Origin of the sequence: Lysinibacillus sp. FSL R7-0073, from assembly GCF_038009065.1 — a bacterium.
GTDB lineage: Bacteria > Bacillota > Bacilli > Bacillales_A > Planococcaceae > Lysinibacillus > Lysinibacillus fusiformis.
Genome location: NZ_JBBPAS010000001.1, coordinates 2,171,668 through 2,193,178, shown reverse-complemented (window position 1 = coordinate 2,193,178; position 21,511 = coordinate 2,171,668). Strand labels below are relative to the sequence as shown.

The window sequence follows — 21,511 nt, the reverse complement described above, 5'->3', positions numbered from 1 at the left end:
ACCGCCCTTTTTAATATTTTGTGACTGCTTTATAATCGTTCTTTATTAGATATTCATGAATTTCTTTTCTTACTCTCTCTTCAGATTCAAGCATTTCTTCAGGATCGTAACTATGAAGTACATAAAATGAGTTAATTACCCTGCCGCCTGGCACTTTATGAACTTTAAAAATGTATTCAAGTCCACCATAGTGATTTACTTCTCGCTCATATTTCGTCACTACAACTTCCATATTAATCACCGCCTTTTAACAGTTGCTCAATTACATATGTTGCTGCCTCTGATTGCACGAAATATCGAGCATCTAGCGTTGCAACTTCCGGTGGTAAAAATATCCGATGCTGACGTTCCTCTTCGTCAATGTAAACGCAATGCTCTCCGTTATCGTTACTGTAGTAAATCTGCATTCCTTAACCAACACCCCTTAAAATTTGATACGTATATTGACATAAACTCGTTATAACGCCTTCAAATTAGACGTTAAATTTAAAAGTTAATAGTATTTATCCTAGCCACTTTCCTCACGCCAAAATGAAGGCTCTATCGCTGAATCGTGTACACTATTGTTGATGCGTTTTTCAATACGCTTCGCTGCTCGATAGTCCGATTCTGGTACGCGCCATTGTAATCCGACTACTTGTCCCCCTTTTTGATATGTCGCGGTAATATCCCAATCGCGTGATCGTTTAATGTTGCGGATTTCACGTTCATGCACCGCGTCTACATAGAGTGCGAACGTTGAATCTGTTTGTCTCCAAAGTTCTGCTGTGATAGCAGTCATCCCCTCTGCACTGATTATTTGCTGATTCTCGAAACACTTTACTTTTGACATTTAATGTGTTATCGTGTAATCATGGATAATTCCATTTAATTTTTCAAAACTGCGCAAAAAAGCTATAAACTCATCTGTAATTTCAAACTGCCGAGTAATCGCTGCTAAAAGTGTCAGTGACGGATTTTTACGCATGTTCTCCACGTCGCTAATCGTAGTACGAGCGTAACCAATTCGAGATGCAAACTCAGCTTGCGTTAATCCGTGAAACTTACGTAACGACTTAATAGTGTGCGGTCTCATCTTTGTCCTCCTTTGTATTCTATTGTTCAATATTGACGCTACTACCTTAAAAATAAATGCGGGCTATTGCCCTTCACTAATATAGGGGTTCGTCTGACGGATAATCTGACGATAAACGGCTATTTTATCAACTTTTTCAGCAATTATTTGGGCTTGTTTAGCTTCGGCCAACGTTTTATATTTGACCATTTCTCCATGCTTATAACTTTCATTTTTCAGTTTCGCTTTGAACATAGGCTTCTTCTTCATTATCTCCGTTTCAACCTTATAGGATGGCTGTGTTTCCTCACGAAGTCTAAACCGATCATCTATCGACTCACTATATAAAGGCAAATAATACTCAATCGGTAAATACGAGCCTGTTTTATCGAATCGCTTTTTCGATTCATGCGAGGCTTTGCGACATGCATCGCAGCAGAATCGGCTATCTACTCGCTTTGATTTCGCATCCCGGAAGTTATCTTCTATAGCGAACATGTTCAAACAAAACATATACTTACATCTTCGAAACTTCTTACGCTGTTTAACGTAATACGAGTAATCCAGCACGGTAGAATAGTACGGCAAAGCATCGAATCCAAACGTGTAAACCAACGCCATATATCGAAACAGTGACCATTCGATTCTTGACATTAAATCGTTATATAAATCTGTAATTGTAAATTCGGAACGTTCTACGTAAGCACGATCGTTAACAGGCGGATTTGCTTGAATACTCTTACGATCTAGATGCTCCGACAATTTAGCGAACTCTCTTGCCATCCCCTCCAACGTTGTAACCTTCGCAGTTTTCAGTGGTACGTCATCTACATTTGCAAACCGCTCAAGTATTGACGGACTTTTAGATTTCGGCATATCTTCGCTAGTCTTGACGTGATGGTACGCTGTGAGTATTTTATGAGTGAATACCGATCCAGGATAGACGTTTTCATAAGTGACTGGAATACCTGTTAATTTCTTTTCAGCTTCGGCATACTCGATTAGTGCGAACGTTGTTTTACTGGCTCTCATTTTAGCTGCGACTGCTTTCGTCATTGGCTGAATCCCCCTTGGTTATTCTCATAGTCTAAAAATTAGACTGCGAGCCTTCTTTTGCTCTATCTCTCTTTTATCTACAATCAATAATATATTTAGCGATATTACTAGCCCGTCTATTTGCGTCTTTTTGCAAATAGCGGAATATCTTTAAATCTTTATACATTAGGTCTTTATCGTTAAGTCTTTATATATACTAATAAACGAGATAGTCGAGGTCTAAAAATCAGACTGTGACAATTCAATGTCCTGACCACGTACCGGAATCAACTTATCAAAAGCAGCTTTTTTCGCATCGATACGCTCGACCTTAGCCAACTTCTTCTCGTAATTCGGAATCGCATCCGGGAATCGCGTGATAAACTCTACCTCGTCATCAATCAACACATTGAATGTATAAGCATGGCTACCACGCGAACCACGCTTAAAAATATTAATCATACCTAAATCACATAACGTTTGAATGGCTGCAGATATAGTACCACGACTTATATTTAAATCGATTTCCATCGCGTCAAACGATGGCCAACTGTATCGCCGCCCGATGTTATAGTTCTTTAACAAATACGCGTAAACTAACAAAGTCGTTGCTTTAAAATCCGGGTGTAATGTGTAAACGGTTAAAACAGCATTTTGAACAGCTACCCAACCGCCGTCGTAGTCGTAAGGCAAAGCCTTTTGTACATCTTTTATAGTATCCGTCACAATATCGTCTCCTTTAGCAGTTTAGTAGATTGGCTGCGGACAATTATCGTCTGCGTGCGTGTGTCAATATCGTTTGTAATGCGGGTGAATCTTCGAAAATGAATACCTGATAGGCAGGTGACTCTCGACTAGGCTCTACTTTTAATATGCGATGACCACTTGCGGCAAGCTCGTTGGCAAGCCGTAGTGATCGGATAGCTTTCGTTTTCATGCGTGTACCTCACTTTTATAGAAATAAGTTCCTGCAGAGATTTCCTTACCTCTATCGTTTACAATTTCAAATAACGTCCAATCAACATAAGCTTCTGTGATGTTCCATGTACGTATTATCATCTCTGTCTCATTGTTTTCTAAATAAACTCTATCCAAATCCCAATCTACTACATCATATTTATGATCTGCCCCCATTACTTCTTTGACTAAATCGTATACAACTGGTGGAAATTGCATTATCTATCTCTCCCTTTTTGTTTGTTTTTTATTTGGTTGTTAGTGAACGCCGATTGATCGACGGAATTGCCTCCTACTATATACACCCCGTAAAATGATTCTTTTTGGGACAAAATTTCAAAAATAATTCTTACTATATATTCACGAGTAAAATTTATTTTCGTTAACACTTCCGATAAAAAATTGCCTCCTTCCTTGTATACCCGAATGAAAATTCAGTTTAGGACATGTTTCTGATAATTTTCTTCCTACTTCTTACTGCCCGGTAAAATCTTAATTTGATATCACTTTTTATAAAATTTTCATTCTACTATATACTGCACACTAAAACCTCTGTTTTTGGGACAACTTTGCGGAAAAATTAAATTGCGTGTATCATAAGTTCCGTTTCAGACGCTGCGTAAATTACGTTAGCGACCGTTAAAGGTTCACCCATGAATACGTAAAGAGCGCCTTGACCTTCGCTGTAGTACGCGTCAGTTTTACGTCCAGTCTTTTCGAATAGTTTTCGTTGGATATTTATGATACCTGTTGCGGCACTCATACCGTTCATTCCTCCTTTGATTTAGCGTCGAAACACTTTAGGTGATAAATACGTCGACTTGCGATGCTAACACGCCTAAATCAACGGGTCTAGCAAAGGAAAACAAAAGGCTAGAAACGTTTGCAGCCGCCTCTAGCCTCGTTGGTCGATGTTGCAGCAAAGACCGTTTCCCATCTATATAAATCACGCTAAGAACGTCCGCCAAAACGTTCCGTTATCCTTCTCTCTCGATCGTCCGTCGCCAATCCGCAACTATGCTGTATATTCTCGAATGTATGTAAACGTGTCAGGATCCGCCCAATCACGTTTCAAGTTGCCTTCACCATTAATGTTAGTCGTGCGCCAATCACGCTAAAAGGTGGAGTAAGACGTGCCTTTACGTCTGGAAACTGCCACTCCGGTACAAACTACGTATAATTCACCGTATTAAATTCCTGTATCAGCGTCCGATACCGTAGTTTTTATGCTTAAATTACGTATTAAGCTAATAATTTTGGTGATTTAGCCAAAATAGCTAAGAGTTCAACCACTTCTGCTGTATCCAATTCGGAGAAGATTGAACGTGCCTCCTCATCCCATTTGAATAAAATTTCATTATCACCGATGTAAAGGATTGCATCATCTTCGTATCCTGGCTGCTTGAATACCTCTAAATAGACCCCGTCAAATAGCTGAGTTCTTTCTACAACATACGAATAACCTGGCTCAATTTCGAAAATTTGCATTTGTGTATTCATAAAACAACCTCCTGTTTCATTTGTTAATATTATAATATCGCATACACGATATAACGTCAACACTTATTTACGAATAGGTAATAAACCGATACAATAATGGATATAATAGTCGTGAAGGGACTGGATGTAATGAGAAAAATACATATTAAACTTGCTGAGATACTAAAAGAAAGAAACATGACACAAGCACAGATTGCTGAAATGGCTGAAATTAGACCTAATGCAATTTCAAATTTATGTAGAGGCTATGTAGATCGATTATCAATTGAACATTTAGAAAAGTTATGTCATGCATTACAATTGGAAAGCATAAACGATTTAATTGAATTAGAACCAAACAAAAAAGACGACGGCCAATAACGGCTATCGTCTTATTCCCCATTCTAGTATTCTTGACAGTAAATAGCCCCATACTTCTCCATATGCTTACGAAAGCTACTCCACATATCTTTTATTTCTTTCATGATTATTCAACAATAATTAACATCCTTAAGATGTTTTCTTGTTTCACTTTAAATTATCTGTTCTCCCTATTACAGTCACTTCTAAATTTATCCTGAAAATTAAGATTTATAACATTACAATATTATGTAAATAACAGGTATAATCAAATCAAATTAAATAAAATTTTGAAGGAGTTTCATTTATGATTACAGAATCAAAAATCCAAGAATATCTCCGTACAATTCGAAATGGCGGAATCATAGAAAAACCTAAACTAGATTTAAAAAAAGAATGGTGGAATTTAAACGAAGAAATAGGTATCTCGGAATTCATTAAGGATACTACTGCACTAGCAAATACCTTTGGAGAAAATGGATATATTATTATTGGTATAGACGAAAAAACTGGAGAAGTATTTGATGCACCTTTTCCAGCAAATAAAAAAATTAATGATCCAACTAAACTCGGAAATTTAATATATAGTAAAGTACAAGAACCTTTCACAGTAGAATTCTATCCATATACCATTGAAAATAAAAACTTGATTGTTGTGGAAATTAGAGAATCTTTTAATAAACCACATGTTATCAAAAATCATAAAACTAGTAAAAAAGAAATACAAAATTATATACCTATTAGAAAGTCCACAGGAACATATCCAGCCGATAAATTTGATTTAGATTTAATGTATTCTAACAGAAACATAAGTATACCCAACTATAAATTGGATTTATTTATTCCTAAAGTAACCATGACATTTGAGCAAAATTACTCTACAAACAGGGGTTTCGCAATAAATTTAAGTATACTAAACTCTGGTCAAAGAACGAATATTGTTACTTCTGGAGAAATAACACTATTTTTAGATGATGAACCTCAGTTGTGGTGCAATCTCTTTGTAAAACTGACCAATCTAGTGATTGGAGAGATATGAAAAAACAGGAATACATTATACTTCAACCAAATGAGATCAGAAATTTCAGTGTTGGATTTTCTATTCCTGAAGAAAAATCTAATTTCTTTTATCTCTACCGCCATGGTTTAAAAAATTATCAACTCCAATTATCCATTATGGATATTAAAAACACACTATGTACATCAGATTTGTTTTTAGTTAAAAGAAAACTATAATAAATGGTTAATGTCATCTTTTATATCTTTACTTGAGATTGATGCTCCTTTATCATGAAGCCGAAATAAGGAGAACGGCTTGGCGCAGATTTCGGTTGCCTACGTTAGCAATTCAAAAAGAATCAACTAACATAGACAGCCGATTCCATGAATCCTCAATTAAGGTATCCGTATTGTATGCCCTTGTTTAATCGTGATCCTTTCGAATCAATACACGTAGTTTCTACTTCTGACCCCTGATAGTTACGCTGGATTATGATTTGTCATAAAATTTTAATTTGTTCCCCAATCACAGGCTTTACCATCCCCGTCTCTGTCTAAATCATGTGGATCAGATGGACCGTTTGCTTCATAGAATTTTTGCGCTTCGTAAGAACTTGAAAAATCATCACAATTACGATCAGATGGTGAATATATATTTTCATAATTAAAATAATTCCCATCATTATTAGAAGGCGATTTATTATCATTATAAATAGCAATACTCTTCAACACTACTAGTACGACAGTAACCATCATAAAGTATCCTATCATACAGCCAAGTGCAGTCTTTACACTTTCATTCTTTTTCATTAAAAGCACCTACTTAATGTAACTAATATTACCTTAATTTTACTTTATAACAAAATATCATTAAAAGAAAGTTAGATATTATATTTGACAATCGCACCCATTTTCAGCAGAATAGCTGCTCGCTCCGGGAAATCGGCGCAAAGTGGTTACCTATTATCGCTAGACTCGTAGAAATACGTGAATAGCAACAATAAGTAACAACCGCATATTTCAGCGTCATAGTGACGTCCTGGGTGGCTCGTATGCTCCTGTTAGATTGGGATATTTCTATCCGTATGTACTCGTCTATTTATCGTCCTAGACGTGCGGTAGTCCTTAATTGAGCGTATTTGTACGCTGATTGTCCGCTTGTACATGCTTACCCTAGCCGTAACTAGCCGATAAACCATGCCGCGCCCTTAATGGTGGCGCTCACCTATTCGTCGCAACCGTAACAGGAAACGGCTTGACATGCGATATAGCCGAATTTATTGCGGAGGCTCGGCGTAACCTGACGTGTTTTTTAATGACGCTTAACGGCTTCTCGTCAGTGAGCGTTCCTAAAATGACAATAGGAAACTAGACCTTTGCATTTTATCTTTTTTTCAAGTAAAATGAAGGCATATCATCGCTCATATTCAATTATGGGTGAAACACTTATGCTGGCGGGCATATTTGTGTTAAATCGGAATAAGAAAGGTCTAGCGTTGCGAGCGCTAGGCTTTTTCTTTTATCTATAAATCAAAATCGTTCAATGGATTGTATTTCTCATTCTGTTCGTGTAGAGCCGTTCCCCATAGTGCAAGATACTTTTCTGTCATACTGAGATTTTTATGTCTTAAAATTTTTTGAAGTGTGAATACGTCTCCGCCCGACATCAAAAATCGGTGACTAAAAGTATGTCTAAACGTATGTGCTGAAAGTCGAACATCAGTAAAGTTCATGACTTCTTGTAACTTCATAAACATGTTTTTAATCGAATCGTAGGTCAATTGTGTATTGTTGTACTTTACAAATACAAAATTTGACAATTTACCAAAGTGCCGTTCACAGAACAGCTTATATTCCAACAATTCTTGTAGTACCTTTGATGTTAGCGGTACAGTTTCTTGTCTACGATTTTTTCCGTAAATAGTCATTAAGTAGTTTTCTGTATCAATATCCGACCATTGCAAATTTAACAACTCTCCAATACGTATTCCTGTGCCAAGTAATGTGGTAATAATGCAACTATTCCTAAAAGCTATAAATTGCTTATCCTTCCCTTTTGTTCTCCTGTAATATGCCAACATTTTTCTTATATGGATATCCGTAAAGACTTCAATTTGTGTATCTTCTTTCATCTTGCTTATTTTGATCATTGGATTCTTCAACAAAAACTCATTGTCTTGTAAATGATTGAAAAATGCTTTCAAATGTTTCAGTTTCGTATTTATAGTAGGTGCTGTGTTTCCACGTTCGTTTTTACAATAAACGAGATAATTTTTGATAATTTTAGGTGTAATATCATCTACATCAACTATCTCTTTTTCATATAGCCATCTTTTAAATTCCCTAAAGAAAGCCCTGTAACTATGCAAAGTATGTTTACTTAGATTTTGCAGTTCCTTTTCATCCAAAAAATCCTGTATAGCAAATTTTAATAACACAAAAAAGACACCCCCCGTTTAGATTCATTAATCTAAAGAAAGTGTCTTCGTTAATTAGAAAAGTGGCTGCGTAACCCCACTATCCTAAATCTCATTATGTAGACTCGAAAATATTGATATGACAATGTTTGTAGCGTATCACCATCCCATAGTAAAAAGCTATTCCTCGTAGGTTTATGGTGTGTACTCGTAACTAGGCAGGTATCCTGACTCATGGTCATCGCCACTTTTCCCCTTCCCATCATTTGACAGTGGTTGCTGAAAAGTCGCTCACATTTACAGTTGCGGGACAGTGTCGGATTCACACCGACTTCCCTTTTAAGTAAATTGCACGCAATTTACACCTATTACTACACGCTATTCAGTTGTGAAGGAATGAAATGTTCTATACATTCCTTATAGACTATTAAAATCAATTGTAAGGTAGTCTATAAGGAATGTCAAATAACATAAAATATTCCAATTTTTAAAACTTTATCTTGTAGTTTGTTTATCTCGGATTGAAGTGACACTTATTTTATTTATTATTCTCTTTCCCTATAATTCGTTAATTCTGCTAAATCACATGCATCCTCAATTAAATATTTTCCATTCATTAGCGTACACACAAACTCTACTACACTTACTTTATAAATATTGTGACGTTCATCATTGCCAATACTGTAGTTTGCGATTGACCGCCTCAGTTAAAGTGAAATTTTCTGAGGTCAACTAGTAAGCTAAAGCACCCGTTAGTAAATAAGAACCTGCAATACTAACTTGTTAATGAATAAAAAGCGATAATAGACAATACTGCAAAGGTTTGAATGATAATCCCAATCACGTTACAAATCAAACCAGAAATTGCTAATCCTCTACCATTTTCATTTCTTTTAGAAATTTCCTTTGTTGCTATTCTTGAAAAAACTACTCCGAGAATCCCAAGAACTAATCCAATAAGTGGTACTATAATAGAAAGAATACCAAGCGTTAATGAAATTATAGATTTACTATTCGTTTCAATTTTTTCAACGATTTTTCTCACCCTTCACTATAAGGTTTTACTATTCACATTTCTTCAACAAACCAGTTCCGTTATGTAAATTTTATCAATCTTTTTGAAAAAAATCTATTATTTTACAATATAGTTAAAATTGATGCGCAAAGTAAGAAGACTAGAAAGCACATTCAGAATAAAGGACTTTGGGGTCACGAACTTTCAAGCAAAAAATCGATCAAACACGTTTGCTCAATCGTTAATCAATTCGTTAGCTTTTCGTTTTCTTCTTTCTCTCGCTAAAGTTGTGACAGAGATTTCAGTTATTGCTGCTACTTCTTTGTAGCTATTGCTTTCTAATAACTTCATTGCGTGTTTGAGTTTCTCCTTCGTAAATTTCTTCGGTCTACCTTCGTGGAAATCATCGCGTTGTTTTGCGATTGCTTTACCTTCTTGCGTTCGCTCTATGAATAAATTGCGTTACATTTCAGCTACAGCCAATAACGTAATAAGGAGTTTTTTGCACTATTTTAAAACTAGTTCGTAAATTCTCCTTTGTTTTAAGCGTTCTAGCCTTCGTATGATAAATACGTCTACTTGCGAAATAAAGCTGTTCTTAGCCACGTTTATAAAGGCGAAATGAAGGCGATAAACTCCCTACTATATATACCCGAACTCAAACACCTTTCTGGATGAGATTCCCTTGAAAAACACAATTTTTACTATAAATGGTGATATACTGTAATAAAGGAGGGAATACATAGTGGAATTTAAATTTGGTGGCGGTTCTATTTTTCTACCACCCTTACATATTACGATTATCGCAATAATCGTTATTTTCCTTTTAGTAAAGTGGAGCAAGCAATTAGAAACAAGACGTTTTAGTATTTACTTTTACTTTCTAATTAGTACTTACATTGCTCCAATCTTTTCTCGCAGCACAAAAGATGGTATCTTTCAGCTTTGGATTCCTTTAGGATTTATAGTAGTATTCTTTTACTTGTTTCGAAGTAAAAAAAATCATCCAGCTAAAATGAAAGCTAGTATTTTAGGGCTTTCCATAGCATTATATAATTTAATTCTTCAATATTTATGATGGATTTTTCTATTCCATTAACGGATATTCTGCTTATTAGAATAGAAAAACTAGGCATTGGGGCACCTAGTTTTCAATGACCACTGTTGGCGCAACGATTCTTCGTATTCATCGCTAAAGCCAGTTGGCGTGAGTATGATTCAATTTAAGCTAATTCTTTCTGTGATTGCGCAAGGATCGCTAGCAATTCGATAAGATCTGCTGTATCCAATTCGGAGAAGATAGAGCTTGTTTCATCATCCCACTTGAATAAAATCTCATTATCACCGATATACAAAATAGCATCATCTTCGTATAAAAACATCGGCACAGTGAGACGCACTTGTGAGCCCAGCCTCCTTCTGGAAGGATTTTGACTAATTAGCTCCCTGTTAAAGCTTTCATTTTAAGAGGGCATCCAAGTCATGACAGGATGAGAGGTGAATTTATTTAGCGCTTAATTGATGTTCGATTTCCAAAGAATAGAGAAGGACTAGTATCAGTTACGCGAAGGTTTTTCCCCATCCTTACTACCCCTTTCAAAGCACAACAAAAAAAGCCTCGCATACATGCGGGCTTTGGATGTGTTTTACTATTGTTACTACTATTATTCCATCAATTCGAGCCTAAAACATACTGTGCTAAAACACTTTGCACTTTATAAATATTGGTCGCCTTATTGAAGTTTTTTTGGATGGGTAATGAACTGCCTGATACCCATATTTTTAGCTCAGCATCTAAATCAAATGTACCTGCCGTTTCTACTGAAAAATGGACAATATTTTTATAGGGAATCGAATGGTATTCCGTTTTCTTGCCAGTCACTCCTTGCTTATCAATGAGGATTAATCGTTTATTCGTAAAAATAAATATGTCTCTAATAATTTTATAGGCATTTTTGATGGTTTCGTTTGGAATTAATAAATCATTGACCTCCTCCTGTAATTTTTCAAAATTCACCTCGCTTGCATTGCCGATTAATCCATCAAATAACCCCATGATTTATCTCCTTTCAGCTTTTATTTGTTTACTATATTATGAAGAGGACCGAGCTACGACTCCAAATTTTTGTATTATTATCGTGTAAGGAGGAGGTTTATTGCGAACATACCTATTCATTGTCATGTCCCTATTAGCTACAGTTGTTTAAGGCTGTACGGATGAAGAGCTAGCAATTGGCAAATTGGCTAAGGTCAGCATTTCTAACAGCGTTGAATTTGGCTCTGTGCATACTGATTGTATGAAAGGATATGAGGATTCTCTCAACATATTCCATGAAGGAATGACGACAGCTGTGAGAAATGAGGGGATTGTCAATATGGCTGCCCCACAATTGGATGTAGAAGTAGTGGATACGGCTGGAAACCAATATGGCTTTCATCTTTGGTTAGGGGAAATAGGTCAAAAAAGTACGTTGATGAACGTAAAGGATACCCATACAATTTATAGCATCTCTGAGGATTTGACCGCCCCACTAAGATCATTGGTACAAGAATAAAAAACACTCTCCATTCAAGAAAGGAAAGTGTTTTTCGGTTTATCTTCAATTTATAACATGGATATTTTATTCGTTTTCTACGGCTTGAAAGAGCATTTGCGCATACTTGTCTGTAAAAGCAAAGCCACCTTCACATTTACGGCTCTCATCAACAATTTCACCCGATTTCATCACATAAATGCGATTGCACAAATACGAAACGGCCTTTAAATCGTGCGAGATAAAAAAAATCGCCATGTTTTTTTCTTTATTTAAAGTCATTAATAAATCGATCATCTCTCTTTGAATCAAGCGGTCTAAGCTCGAAACGATTTCATCACATACTAATAGTTGGGGTTCGACTAAAATCGATCTTAGTAAATTAACCCGTTGTCGCTCCCCTCCACTTAGCTCAGAAGGCAGGGCTTTTAAAATATCTGTTGAGAGCATCACCATTTCAAGCATTGTCTGTAGTTCACAGTCAGTGAAAGACTTGTATGCCACCTGTATGGGCTCGCGTAACAATTCCCTGACTGTCCACACGGGGTTTAAGGCAGCCGTAGCATTTTGAAAAATGATTTGGCAATTTTTATAAAAATATGAGCGATTTTGCTTTGTCATTAATTGATCTTCAAAAAACACAGCCCCTTTTTCAGGCTTTTCTAGCTGCATAATCACTTTGGCCAAAGTACTTTTGCCACTACCGCTTTCTCCCACAAGCCCTACGATTTCACCTTTTCCCACTGTTAGGTTTATATTTTTTAATACTTGCTGTCCTGCTCGATAGCTTTTATTCACATGATTAACGTGAAGCAACAATAACAACGCCTCCTAAAAATGATGAGCGACAAGCCGCTTCGTGTATGGATGCTTGGGCTCCCTAAAAATTTCCGACATTTGCCCGCTTTCTACAATTTCGCCATTTTTCATCACCAGAATAGAATCAGCAATTTTAGCAACTCCTAAATCATGCGTAATTAGTAGAATGGTCGTCCCAAGGCGGGCATGGAGATTTTTTAGCAATTTGATAAATTCTTGTTGATGGAGCATATCTAGAGCAGAGGTCGGTTCATCTGCCATCAAAACATCTGGTTCATTATAGAAGGCGCAGGCAAGCATGCAGCGTTGTAGCATGCCTCCTGAAAGCTCAAATGGATAGCGATTTAACACATCCTCTGGTAAGTTTAAATCCTTTAAAATGGCAGTGATTTTACTTAAAAATTCCTCTTCCTTTTGCCCTAGCCTCGAAGCCGTCAACCTATAGAGTTGTTGCTTCATTTTTTGGGTTGGTGAAAAACTATTCGTGGCATCCTGGAAAATGGTAAAGAAATGCTTTTTGCGTAGCTCCACACGCTCCTGTTCTGACATTGCCATGATGTTTTTTTCATTAAATAAAATCGAACCTTCCATACTTGCTCTTGCTGGCAGCATCCCAAGCAGAGCTGAAAGAGTCGTACTTTTGCCACTACCACTCTCGCCAATAATAGCGGTAATATGCCCTTTAGGCACAGTAAAAGTCAAACCTTGAATAAGGGATTTGCCGGATAATCGAACAACCAAATTGTCAACCTTAAACATGCGATCGGCTCCCTCCTTGTTTGAAAGTACCTCCAATAACTTGCACACATAAAATCGTTATAAAGATTAACAGCCCAGGGAAAAGTCCCATCCACCAAGCCCCTACAAGTAAATCATTTTGTGCTGTGTACAGCATTGTTCCCCATGATGGAGTAGCTGGTGGGACACCAATTCCTAAAAAGCTTAAGGAAACTTCAGTAAAAATAGCCCCAGCAAAATTAAAGATGGTCACCACAAATATCGCAGGGATACTATTACGCAATAAATGCCCCAAGAGAATTTTCCATAACGGCGTGCGGAACATTTTCGCCATCTGCACAAATTCTTGTTCCTTTAATCGGATAAACTCAGAGCGGACGATACGAGCCGTAACAAACCATCCAGTGATCCCCATAATCATCGCCATTCGCCACACACTGCCCTGCATAATAGCCTGTAGAGCTAGGACGATGACTAATGAAGGAATTGTTAAAAAGGCTTCGAGAATACGCATCATTACAGCATCAATGACACCGCCGAAATAACCGCTTATGCCCCCATAGATGATGCCAATTATGCTAGATAGCACAACCGACACAGTGGCAATGAGTAGCGTCACCTTTCCCCCGACTAATAAGCGCGAAAGAACATCTCTACCCAGCTGGTCAGTCCCTAATAAATGTGTGGCATTGGGTGCTTGATAAATTTGATTCATATCCATTACATTAGGCTCAAAAGGCACTAATAATGAAGAAAAAATGGTCGTTGTAAAAATGAGAGCTAAAAGCACAAACCAAAAGATCGGGTACTTCCGCTGTTTTCTCACACAAATCCCCCTCTTCTTAATCGAGGGTTCAAACCAATCATCAGTATATCAATGACGAATAAACAGATGACCACAACCACGCCTATGATCAATATAGCCCCCATCAAAACGGGGAAATCCCTGATCATGACGGATTTTACCAAAAGCTGACCTAAGCCTGACCAACTAAATAATGTTTCGACCACAATGGAGCCTCCGAAAAATGATGGGATGGTCACACCGACATAATTGATATAAGGAATGACTGCATTTCGTAAAATTATACTTCGAATTTCACGTTCAGATACTCCATTAGCACGTGCCACTTGTATATAGTAGCTATGATTCTCTACTTTCACACTATCCTGCAAAAAACGGGCAAAGATGCCAACATGGGAAATAACGAGGACTGTTAGTGGGAGTGCCATATGATATAAACGGTCCCCGAACCCTCCATCGCCTCGCACATCATTCATTCCCGAAGACGGAAACCAACCTAATGTTATAGAAAAGACCATGATGAATAATATGCCTAGCCAAAATGGTGGTATCGCGGAGCTAGCAATACTAAAGATAGAAAGTCCACGGTCGAGTAATGAGCCCTCCTTCAGGCCAGCCTGTAAGCCAAGCCAAATAGAGGCAATTGTTACTAGGACTAACGTTAGAGTAACGAGCTGTAGCGTATTGGGTAGCCGCTCAAGTAAAATCGTCAAAACAGGCCTTCCCTCTTTAGCTGAGTATCCTAAATTACCTTGTAATGCTTCACCTAACCAAGTCCCATACTGTAAGAGAACGGGTTGATCGAGTCCAAAGGCTTGTTCAATACGCTCTTTCTCAGCCGTCGTTAATGTTTGGGCATTGCCTCCATAATAAGCTGCTGCGGGATTGCCAGGAGCGGCATGCATCATGAAAAAAGAGAGGAAGCTCACGATAATGAGGACAATTGTCCCCATTATCACTCGCTTCCCAAGCCATTTAGCGATCATTCCATTTCCACTCCTCGACATTCCATAAGAAGCCTGCTCCATGGTGACCTAAAATTCGCTCTTTAACACCACTAATCTGTTTATCGATACCATAGACAGCATCTACATAAGCAAAGTAGGCAAACGGTGGATCTTGAGCTAGCTCCTCCTGCAATGCCATATAGACTTTCTTACGTTGCTCAGGATCGACCGTAGTACGACCTTCCTCCAGCAATGCGTCTACTTTTGCATTGGCATAGCTGCCGTAATTATAGCCAGCACTTGTGAGACTGGATTCTCCCGAATGGAATAGGCTGTACGTATGATGGTCCGCATCATATGGACTTCCCCATCCAACCATAAAGGCTTCTGTTTCTTCGATGACAATATTGCTCCAATCTAGTGCAGCAACTTTCACATCTGCCCCAACAGCTTTATAGCCCTCTGCCACATAATTGGCCATATTCACACGCACAGTATCAGTAATTGGCGCGGTAATGGTAAAAGTTAATTTTTGGCCATCCTTATAGCGGAAACCATCATCGGCTAATTGCCAGTCTGCCTGCTCGAGCAGCTCATTTGCTTTTTGTACATCGTAAGTATAATGTTCGATATTTTCATTCACAAAATTATGTTTTTGTAGAGGCGAATAAGCTTCTGTGCCGTAGCCATGTAAAATACCTTTTACAATGCCAGCACGATCCGTTGCATAACTAATCGCTTTTCTTAATGAAACATCCTTCCAAATAGGATACTTCATATTGAATAAAACACCGCGATAATCAGCGGATTCAACCTCGTACATTTTTAAATGTTCTACTTTTGACAGTTCCTCTACCTGATTGGGATCAAGTAACGCAATATCAACCTCACCAGATTTTAGCTGTAAGGCACGCACATTGCTATCAGGGATAAATTTAAAAATAACTTGTTCAATTGAAGCTTTTGTACCATAAAAAGTAGGAAATGCTTTGAGTGTCAGACTTGTCCCTTTATCCCATTGTTCAAACATATAAGGGCCGGCACCGATTGGTTGTTGATTAAATGGCGCGGTTCTCATATCCTGTCCTTTGAAGGCATGCTTTGGTAAAATAGGTACAGTTAATTTGTCTAGCATCGGCGTAAATGGTTCATCTAATTGGATGGTCATTGTCGTGTCGTCGATTTTTTTCATGCTCGTCACATGGATAAAATCTGATTTTAAATAGGAGCCGTTCGCATCGTCAAGAATACTATCAATGGTGAAAATAATATCGTCGACTGTTAAAGCCTGTCCATCATGAAATGTCACATTATCATTAATCACAATTGTATATGTCATCTGGTCATCTGATATATTAATACTTTTAGCAATGTCAAATATAGGTACATTTTGTTCATCGAAACGCATCAAACCTCTAAATAAAAAGGCATCCAAATTCGTTTCCTCTAAAAGAGGATTTAAACCTGCAAACTCAGACTCTGAAGCAAAAACAAGCTCATTTGCCTGAGAAGATGACGAAGCAGATGACTGTTTCTCTTCGCCTTGACTGGACTCTTTCGTACAGCCTGCAAGACAAAGGATCATTAGAAGTATCCATACTGTAAACTTTTTCAATTCACTATCTCCTTTATCACAACAGAAATTACAGTAATGCTGTCATTTGTTCAAACATACGGTTTATTTCCTTGTGAAGTGTTCGTTGCTCTTTGGCGAGCCATCTACAATGAATCGCCTGATCTGTTAGCTTTGTTACGCTTGCCTGTAGAGACTGCTCCTGTTGAATCAAATCCTGCAAATCTCTTATATTAAGATTTTTTACTAGTGGTGACACAATCCATAGAGAACCGATATAGAGGGCCTTTTCTAGCAAGCCAAGCGCTGCAAAATTCATTTCCTGTGGCTTAAAATGGATAGAATCAAACGCAATTAGTTTATTCTCTACATACACCTTATATTTAGATTGGTAGGCTTGATAATCAAAGACCTCCCCTCGCATTTCTCGACCTGGTGCAATAATTTCACCCCAAATTAATGTCGAGCTCTCCTTCATGCGAATGGTTGTATCCGCTTGAAACTTGGCTCGTTCAAATGGAATGGTCACTTCAGGAAGCCATTCTAACCGTGCCTCATCAGCAATCTCAACTGTAATAGCCTGGGTACAATGATCGCCTGTATGCGAAGGATAGATTTTCAATGCCGATTGTTGCTTCAGCCTTACTCGGCTTTCTGGCGCCAGTTTGACGTTGATTTCATTGCGGTCTCCCGCTACCATCCCACCAGAGGATTCCATTAAAAATACTGTAGCAGTTGGATCACTACCTTCATATAATTCGCGGCTAGCCTTTAAGGGAGGCTGCTGGTACACATGAACTAGTCGTGTATAGCCCCTCCTAGGCTCAAAGGCCATTTCTAATTTGCCGAAATGATTTATTTTTTGTTGATTAAGCATGGTTGTCAATGGCTTCGGCACCTTCAAGTAGCATATGGTGCTGAATCCATTCAACCACCTTATCTACATTCGTTTGTGAACGAACATCTGCAAAAATATATGGACGACCACCACGCATTTTTTTCACATCCTGATCCATTATTTCTAGATCCACCCCAACATGAGGCGCCAATGATGTTTTATTGATTAGCAGTAAGTCTGAACGTGTTAGCGCTGGACCACCTTTACGTGGGATATCCTGTCCTTCTGCCACGTCAATTACATAAATATAGCCATGCACTAGCTCAGGACTAAATGTTGCAGATAAATTATCGCCACCACTTTCAATGAAAATAATATCTAAATCTTTGAAGCGTTTATTTAAATCATCAATCGCTGCAAAATTCATCGATGCATCCTCACGAATAGCTGTATGAGGACAACCACCTGTTTCCACCCCAATAATACGATCTTCCTCTAAAACACCATTCGTTATTAAATATTGAGCATCTTCCCTTGTATAAATATCATTTGTAATAACCGCTACATGATAATGCTCATGCATCACACGCGTTAATTGATCTACTAATGATGTTTTTCCTGACCCAACTGGGCCGCCGATACCAATACGTATTGGTTTCATTCTTATCCTCTCTCTTTCTATGAAATAAATAATCTGGAATATAAAAACTCGTGTTTCATGGAAGCCAATTCAATCCCTAACGCATTATTCGTTAAATCATCCATCGTTAATGACATCACTGTTTGCGCTGCTTCTTCTACCGAAATCAATAGCTCATTCAAAGCTTGGACACCTGTATTTTGACCAAACGGTACTGCACGTACAGCATTTTGTACTAAGCCGCTAATTGAAGCATACATAAAGGTCATCACAGCGTGAAAGACATTGATACCTAGCGCCTCGCAATAGATTCCATAAAGCACGGCGTAATGTCCCTTCACTTCTTCACGCTCGATTTTTTCCTTCCATTGCGATAAAAAAGGGCATTCCATAAGCGGTGTCACTGTTCGCACAAATTGCTTCCCTACATTGACACTCGCCTCTTTAGATTCCTTGGCAAGCTTCATAGCTCCACAAAGTTCATCCAGCTCTGTAAGACGAGCAATATCTCTGTCTTTTGCTGCATAGAACGCTTCTTGAATAAGAATCGCATCACCGTGCACTAAATTATGAAATAAATAGCCCTGACAAAATTCGATTAATTGTTCCTTTGTGCGAATGAGATCTTCCTGAATATACGTTTCCATACCATAGGAATGTGTATATGAACCTATTGGAAATGCCGAATCATGAATTTGCAATAGTTGCAGTATCGATAAATTAGTGAGAGTGTCCACGGTATTTGAATGGCTGCTTGAAACGTCTTTCTGTTGTTTCATAGTGCACCCCTATTTCATCTAATAATGGATTAATCGTATGATCTGCTCGTACGATGATTTCATAGTTTTCAATTAGGCAAGGTGTATGACGATTCCCTAATTCGAAAGCTGATTTTCCCATTTCAAGCATGTCTTTTGGTGTAATGACAATGACAGGCTCTAATTTTGTACGAATTGCTATACGACGGTGATCATCCTCAAATAATAAATCGCCATATTTTAATGGTTCCTCACCTTCTAAACGTAAAGCAATGTCTGTACCTTGATCTGTTTCTGTGCGAAGAATTCGTTTGCTTAATTCCTCCCACTCTAGCTCAATCCATTCTGTTGTCTTTTGTTGATGTTCCTCTTCATGGGCAATATTCCCAATGATTTTGTCAATTAACATACGTTTAGCACCTCATTGTTTTTTTATTGGCTGTTACTCTCACTTTAATTGCTTAGAATAAGAAATATCGTTGAGCCATTGGTAGTATATCTACCGGCTCACATGTTGCTAATTCACCATCAATTTTTACTTCATATGTTTCTGGGTTCACATCAATTTCTGGCGTCTCGTTATTTAGCTTCATATCAGATTTACGAATATTTCGGCAATTCGAAACCGTCCCAATCATTCGTTTTAAGCCTAATTTTTCTGGCAGTCCTTCTTCGACTGCAATTTTCGGTAAAAATGTCATGCCACAATTTTGAGGACCTTGCCCATAGAAGCCATAAGTCTGACGGCCTTTCATTGGCTGTGGTGTTGGAATAGATGCATTTGGATCACCTGTAATGCCATAAACGGCAATACCAGCCTTGATGACCACTTCTGCCTTTACGCCAAAGAACGCTGGTTCCCATAGGACAATATCAGCTAATTTCCCTTCTTCCAGTGAACCAACTTCATGGCTAATACCATGTGCGATCGCTGGGTTAATATTTAGCTTCGCCATATAGCGCTTGACGCGATAATTATCGTGTTCCTTGTCCTCATCCTGTGGTAAAGGTCCACGTTGCTTTTTCATTTTGTCTGCTGTTTGGAACGTCCGTATTGTCACCTCTCCCACACGACCCATCGCCTGTGAATCCGAAGACATGATGCTCAATATTCCTAAGTCCTGCATAATATCTTCTGCTGCAATCGTTTCAGGTCGGATACGTGAATCTGCGAATGCGACATCTTCAGGCACATCGTGCTTTAAGTGATGGCACACCATCAGCATATCTAAATGCTCATCAATCGTATTCGTCGTAAATGGTTTCGTAGGGTTCGTCGAGGCTGGCAAAATATTTGGTAAAGATGCCATTACTAACTGGTCTGGCGCGTGTCCACCACCAGCACCTTCTGTATGGAAAATATGAATAACACGGCCATCGATGGCATTGATTGTATCTTCCACAAATCCCGCTTCATTTAATGTATCGGAGTGCAGGGCTACTTGAATATCGTATTCGTCTGCAACGGTTAAGCTTTGGTCAAGTGCAGAAGGTGTTGCCCCCCAGTCCTCATGAATCTTCAATCCAATGGCACCAGCACGAACTTGCTCGATAATTGGTGCTGGGTCTGAAGCACTACCTTTTCCAAGTAATCCAACATTGATTGGAAAGCCTTCCACAGCCTGTAACATACGATGTAGATGCCATTCACCAGCAGTTAAGCTTGTCGCCTTTGAACCTGCCGCTGGTCCTGTTCCGCCACCAATAAAAGTTGTTGTCCCTGCTAATAGGGCCGTTTCTACTTGATCGGGACTAATGAAGTGGATATGTGTATCAATTGCGCCAGCTGTTGCTATGAGCCCTTCCCCTGCATAAACCTCTGTCCCTACGCCGATAATCATGTCCTGATCGACACCATCCATACTATTCGGATTGCCTGCTTTGCCGATGCCAATAATTCGGCCATCTTTAATACCTATATCAGCTTTCACAATACCCGTATAATCGATAATGATGACGTTAGTAATGACTGTATCTAGCACACCTTCATTGCGTGTATTTTTACCGTTTTGCCCCATTGAAACACGCAATGATTTACCACCACCAAAGACACCTTCATCTCCATAGGATGTATAGTCCTTCTCAATTTCGATCCACAAATCCGTATCGGCTAAACGCACTTTGTCGCCGACTGTAGGACCGAACATTTTCGCGTAAGCTTCATATGTTACCTTCATTTTTCTTCCGCTCCTTTAAAGCCACCTTCAATTGCCTTGTCTAAAATTTCATCTTTATGGTGAGTTGACCCTTCTGTTAGTTTATTTAAGCCAAAGACATGCTGTTTCCCACCAAATTCGACAAGCTCTACTTCTTTTTCTTCTCCGGGTTCAAAGCGAACTGCCGTCCCTGATGGAATATTTAAATGCATACCGATTGCATCTTCACGATTAAATTCTAGAAATCTATTCACTTCGATAAAATGGAAATGTGAACCTACTTGAATCGGGCGGTCACCTGTATTGGCTACTAGAACCTTTTTTGTTGCCCTGCCAACATTGATTTCAATCACACCATTTTTTGGTCGGATTTCTCCAGGAATCATC

General features: G+C 38.4%; 30 protein-coding genes and 1 riboswitch. Of the genes, 4 read left to right on the top strand and 26 right to left on the bottom strand.

The annotated features are described in order from the left end of the window. Positions 1-10: 10 nt before the first annotated feature. The 10 genes from MKY88_RS10775 to MKY88_RS10730 form a co-directional block, all read right to left on the bottom strand. Positions 11-232: a hypothetical protein gene (locus MKY88_RS10775; RefSeq protein WP_069481209.1), complete on the bottom strand. Its 222-nt coding sequence runs from the start codon at positions 230-232 to the stop codon at positions 11-13. A 1-nt stretch (position 233) separates the two neighbouring features. Further along, on the bottom strand, positions 234-407 hold the full coding sequence (locus tag MKY88_RS10770; RefSeq protein ID WP_175423019.1) for a hypothetical protein: 174 nt from the start codon (positions 405-407) through the stop codon (positions 234-236). A gap of 101 nt (positions 408-508) precedes the next feature. Further along, entirely contained in the window at positions 509-832 is a 324-nt protein-coding gene (locus tag MKY88_RS10765) for a hypothetical protein (RefSeq protein WP_069481208.1), read from the bottom strand. After that, positions 833-1,075, bottom strand: coding sequence for a helix-turn-helix domain-containing protein (locus tag MKY88_RS10760; protein ID WP_340813595.1), 243 nt, complete (start codon positions 1,073-1,075; stop codon positions 833-835). 63 nt (positions 1,076-1,138) lie between these two features. Further along, on the bottom strand, positions 1,139-2,110 hold the full coding sequence (locus MKY88_RS10755) for a hypothetical protein (RefSeq protein ID WP_069481206.1): 972 nt from the start codon (positions 2,108-2,110) through the stop codon (positions 1,139-1,141). Positions 2,111-2,329: 219 nt separating this feature from the next. Further along, positions 2,330-2,815 (bottom strand): helix-turn-helix domain-containing protein, encoded by a 486-nt coding sequence (locus tag MKY88_RS10750; protein WP_069481205.1) that lies wholly within the window; start codon positions 2,813-2,815, stop codon positions 2,330-2,332. A 43-nt stretch (positions 2,816-2,858) separates the two neighbouring features. Continuing rightward, positions 2,859-3,026 carry a hypothetical protein gene (locus MKY88_RS10745; protein ID WP_175423018.1) on the bottom strand — a complete coding sequence of 56 codons (168 nt, stop codon included), beginning with the start codon at positions 3,024-3,026 and terminating at the stop codon, positions 2,859-2,861. After that, positions 3,023-3,265: a hypothetical protein gene (locus MKY88_RS10740; RefSeq protein ID WP_340813594.1), complete on the bottom strand. Its 243-nt coding sequence runs from the start codon at positions 3,263-3,265 to the stop codon at positions 3,023-3,025. Before MKY88_RS10740 ends, MKY88_RS10745 begins: the two co-directional genes overlap by 4 nt. 361 nt (positions 3,266-3,626) lie before the next feature. Continuing rightward, positions 3,627-3,809 (bottom strand): hypothetical protein, encoded by a 183-nt coding sequence (locus MKY88_RS10735; RefSeq protein ID WP_069481203.1) that lies wholly within the window; start codon positions 3,807-3,809, stop codon positions 3,627-3,629. A 479-nt stretch (positions 3,810-4,288) separates the two neighbouring features. Then, a complete protein-coding gene (locus MKY88_RS10730) occupies positions 4,289-4,546 on the bottom strand; it encodes a hypothetical protein (RefSeq protein WP_340813593.1) in 258 nt (85 codons plus the stop codon). A gap of 129 nt (positions 4,547-4,675) precedes the next feature. Here MKY88_RS10730 and MKY88_RS10725 point away from each other — a divergent pair, with 129 nt between their 5' ends. Both MKY88_RS10725 and MKY88_RS10720 read left to right on the top strand, forming a co-directional pair. Further along, positions 4,676-4,906, top strand: a complete 231-nt coding sequence (locus MKY88_RS10725) for a helix-turn-helix domain-containing protein (protein WP_340813592.1) — start codon at positions 4,676-4,678, stop codon at positions 4,904-4,906. A gap of 286 nt (positions 4,907-5,192) precedes the next feature. Next, positions 5,193-5,924, top strand: coding sequence for an AlbA family DNA-binding domain-containing protein (locus MKY88_RS10720; RefSeq protein ID WP_340813591.1), 732 nt, complete (start codon positions 5,193-5,195; stop codon positions 5,922-5,924). A gap of 470 nt (positions 5,925-6,394) precedes the next feature. Here MKY88_RS10720 and MKY88_RS10715 read toward each other — a convergent pair whose 3' ends face one another. From MKY88_RS10715 to MKY88_RS10705, 3 genes are all read right to left on the bottom strand, one after another. Further along, positions 6,395-6,694, bottom strand: coding sequence for an excalibur calcium-binding domain-containing protein (locus tag MKY88_RS10715; protein ID WP_340813590.1), 300 nt, complete (start codon positions 6,692-6,694; stop codon positions 6,395-6,397). 713 nt (positions 6,695-7,407) lie between these two features. Continuing rightward, positions 7,408-8,322 (bottom strand): tyrosine-type recombinase/integrase, encoded by a 915-nt coding sequence (locus MKY88_RS10710; protein ID WP_340813589.1) that lies wholly within the window; start codon positions 8,320-8,322, stop codon positions 7,408-7,410. A gap of 179 nt (positions 8,323-8,501) precedes the next feature. Then, positions 8,502-8,685: riboswitch (cobalamin riboswitch) on the bottom strand. Positions 8,686-9,076: 391 nt separating this feature from the next. After that, positions 9,077-9,346 (bottom strand): DUF4190 domain-containing protein, encoded by a 270-nt coding sequence (locus MKY88_RS10705; protein WP_445669166.1) that lies wholly within the window; start codon positions 9,344-9,346, stop codon positions 9,077-9,079. A 715-nt stretch (positions 9,347-10,061) separates the two neighbouring features. Here MKY88_RS10705 and MKY88_RS10700 point away from each other — a divergent pair. Then, positions 10,062-10,394 (top strand): hypothetical protein, encoded by a 333-nt coding sequence (locus tag MKY88_RS10700; protein WP_328203511.1) that lies wholly within the window; start codon positions 10,062-10,064, stop codon positions 10,392-10,394. 145 nt (positions 10,395-10,539) lie between these two features. On the opposite strand, the gene MKY88_RS10695 is transcribed toward MKY88_RS10700, so the two are convergent. Both MKY88_RS10695 and MKY88_RS10690 read right to left on the bottom strand, forming a co-directional pair. Next, entirely contained in the window at positions 10,540-10,716 is a 177-nt protein-coding gene (locus MKY88_RS10695; protein ID WP_340813588.1) for a hypothetical protein, read from the bottom strand. A gap of 272 nt (positions 10,717-10,988) precedes the next feature. Continuing rightward, on the bottom strand, positions 10,989-11,372 hold the full coding sequence (locus MKY88_RS10690) for a PH domain-containing protein (RefSeq protein WP_008174827.1): 384 nt from the start codon (positions 11,370-11,372) through the stop codon (positions 10,989-10,991). Between the two features lie 184 nt (positions 11,373-11,556). Here MKY88_RS10690 and MKY88_RS10685 point away from each other — a divergent pair, with 184 nt between their 5' ends. Continuing rightward, entirely contained in the window at positions 11,557-11,871 is a 315-nt protein-coding gene (locus MKY88_RS10685; protein WP_340813587.1) for a hypothetical protein, read from the top strand. A 66-nt stretch (positions 11,872-11,937) separates the two neighbouring features. On the opposite strand, the gene MKY88_RS10680 is transcribed toward MKY88_RS10685, so the two are convergent. The 11 genes from MKY88_RS10680 to MKY88_RS10630 are packed head-to-tail and all read right to left on the bottom strand — an operon-like array spanning position 11,938 to position 21,510. Further along, positions 11,938-12,669: an ABC transporter ATP-binding protein gene (locus tag MKY88_RS10680; RefSeq protein WP_340813586.1), complete on the bottom strand. Its 732-nt coding sequence runs from the start codon at positions 12,667-12,669 to the stop codon at positions 11,938-11,940. A gap of 12 nt (positions 12,670-12,681) precedes the next feature. Next, the gene (locus MKY88_RS10675) at positions 12,682-13,428 is read right to left on the bottom strand and encodes an ABC transporter ATP-binding protein (protein WP_340813585.1); all 747 of its coding nucleotides are present in this window, start codon (positions 13,426-13,428) and stop codon (positions 12,682-12,684) included. After that, positions 13,421-14,233, bottom strand: a complete 813-nt coding sequence (locus MKY88_RS10670; protein ID WP_340813584.1) for an ABC transporter permease — start codon at positions 14,231-14,233, stop codon at positions 13,421-13,423. The genes MKY88_RS10675 and MKY88_RS10670 overlap by 8 nt, the downstream gene beginning before the upstream one ends. Then, positions 14,230-15,198, bottom strand: a complete 969-nt coding sequence (locus MKY88_RS10665; protein ID WP_340813583.1) for an ABC transporter permease — start codon at positions 15,196-15,198, stop codon at positions 14,230-14,232. Before MKY88_RS10665 ends, MKY88_RS10670 begins: the two co-directional genes overlap by 4 nt. Next, positions 15,188-16,774: an ABC transporter substrate-binding protein gene (locus MKY88_RS10660; RefSeq protein WP_340813582.1), complete on the bottom strand. Its 1,587-nt coding sequence runs from the start codon at positions 16,772-16,774 to the stop codon at positions 15,188-15,190. Before MKY88_RS10660 ends, MKY88_RS10665 begins: the two co-directional genes overlap by 11 nt. Positions 16,775-16,802: 28 nt before the next feature. Continuing rightward, positions 16,803-17,609 (bottom strand): urease accessory protein UreD, encoded by an 807-nt coding sequence (locus MKY88_RS10655; protein WP_340814820.1) that lies wholly within the window; start codon positions 17,607-17,609, stop codon positions 16,803-16,805. Then, entirely contained in the window at positions 17,602-18,231 is a 630-nt protein-coding gene (gene ureG, locus MKY88_RS10650; RefSeq protein WP_069481191.1) for an urease accessory protein UreG, read from the bottom strand. Before ureG ends, MKY88_RS10655 begins: the two co-directional genes overlap by 8 nt. Before the next feature lie 17 nt (positions 18,232-18,248). Beyond that, complete coding sequence (locus tag MKY88_RS10645) at positions 18,249-18,989, bottom strand: urease accessory protein UreF (RefSeq protein WP_340813581.1); 741 nt, start codon at positions 18,987-18,989, stop codon at positions 18,249-18,251. Further along, the gene (locus MKY88_RS10640) at positions 18,931-19,377 is read right to left on the bottom strand and encodes an urease accessory protein UreE (protein WP_328203495.1); all 447 of its coding nucleotides are present in this window, start codon (positions 19,375-19,377) and stop codon (positions 18,931-18,933) included. The genes MKY88_RS10645 and MKY88_RS10640 overlap by 59 nt, the downstream gene beginning before the upstream one ends. Before the next feature lie 52 nt (positions 19,378-19,429). Continuing rightward, the gene (ureC, locus tag MKY88_RS10635; protein WP_340813580.1) at positions 19,430-21,145 is read right to left on the bottom strand and encodes an urease subunit alpha; all 1,716 of its coding nucleotides are present in this window, start codon (positions 21,143-21,145) and stop codon (positions 19,430-19,432) included. Further along, entirely contained in the window at positions 21,142-21,510 is a 369-nt protein-coding gene (locus MKY88_RS10630) for an urease subunit beta (RefSeq protein WP_008174848.1), read from the bottom strand. The genes ureC and MKY88_RS10630 overlap by 4 nt, the downstream gene beginning before the upstream one ends. Position 21,511: the final 1 nt, after the last annotated feature.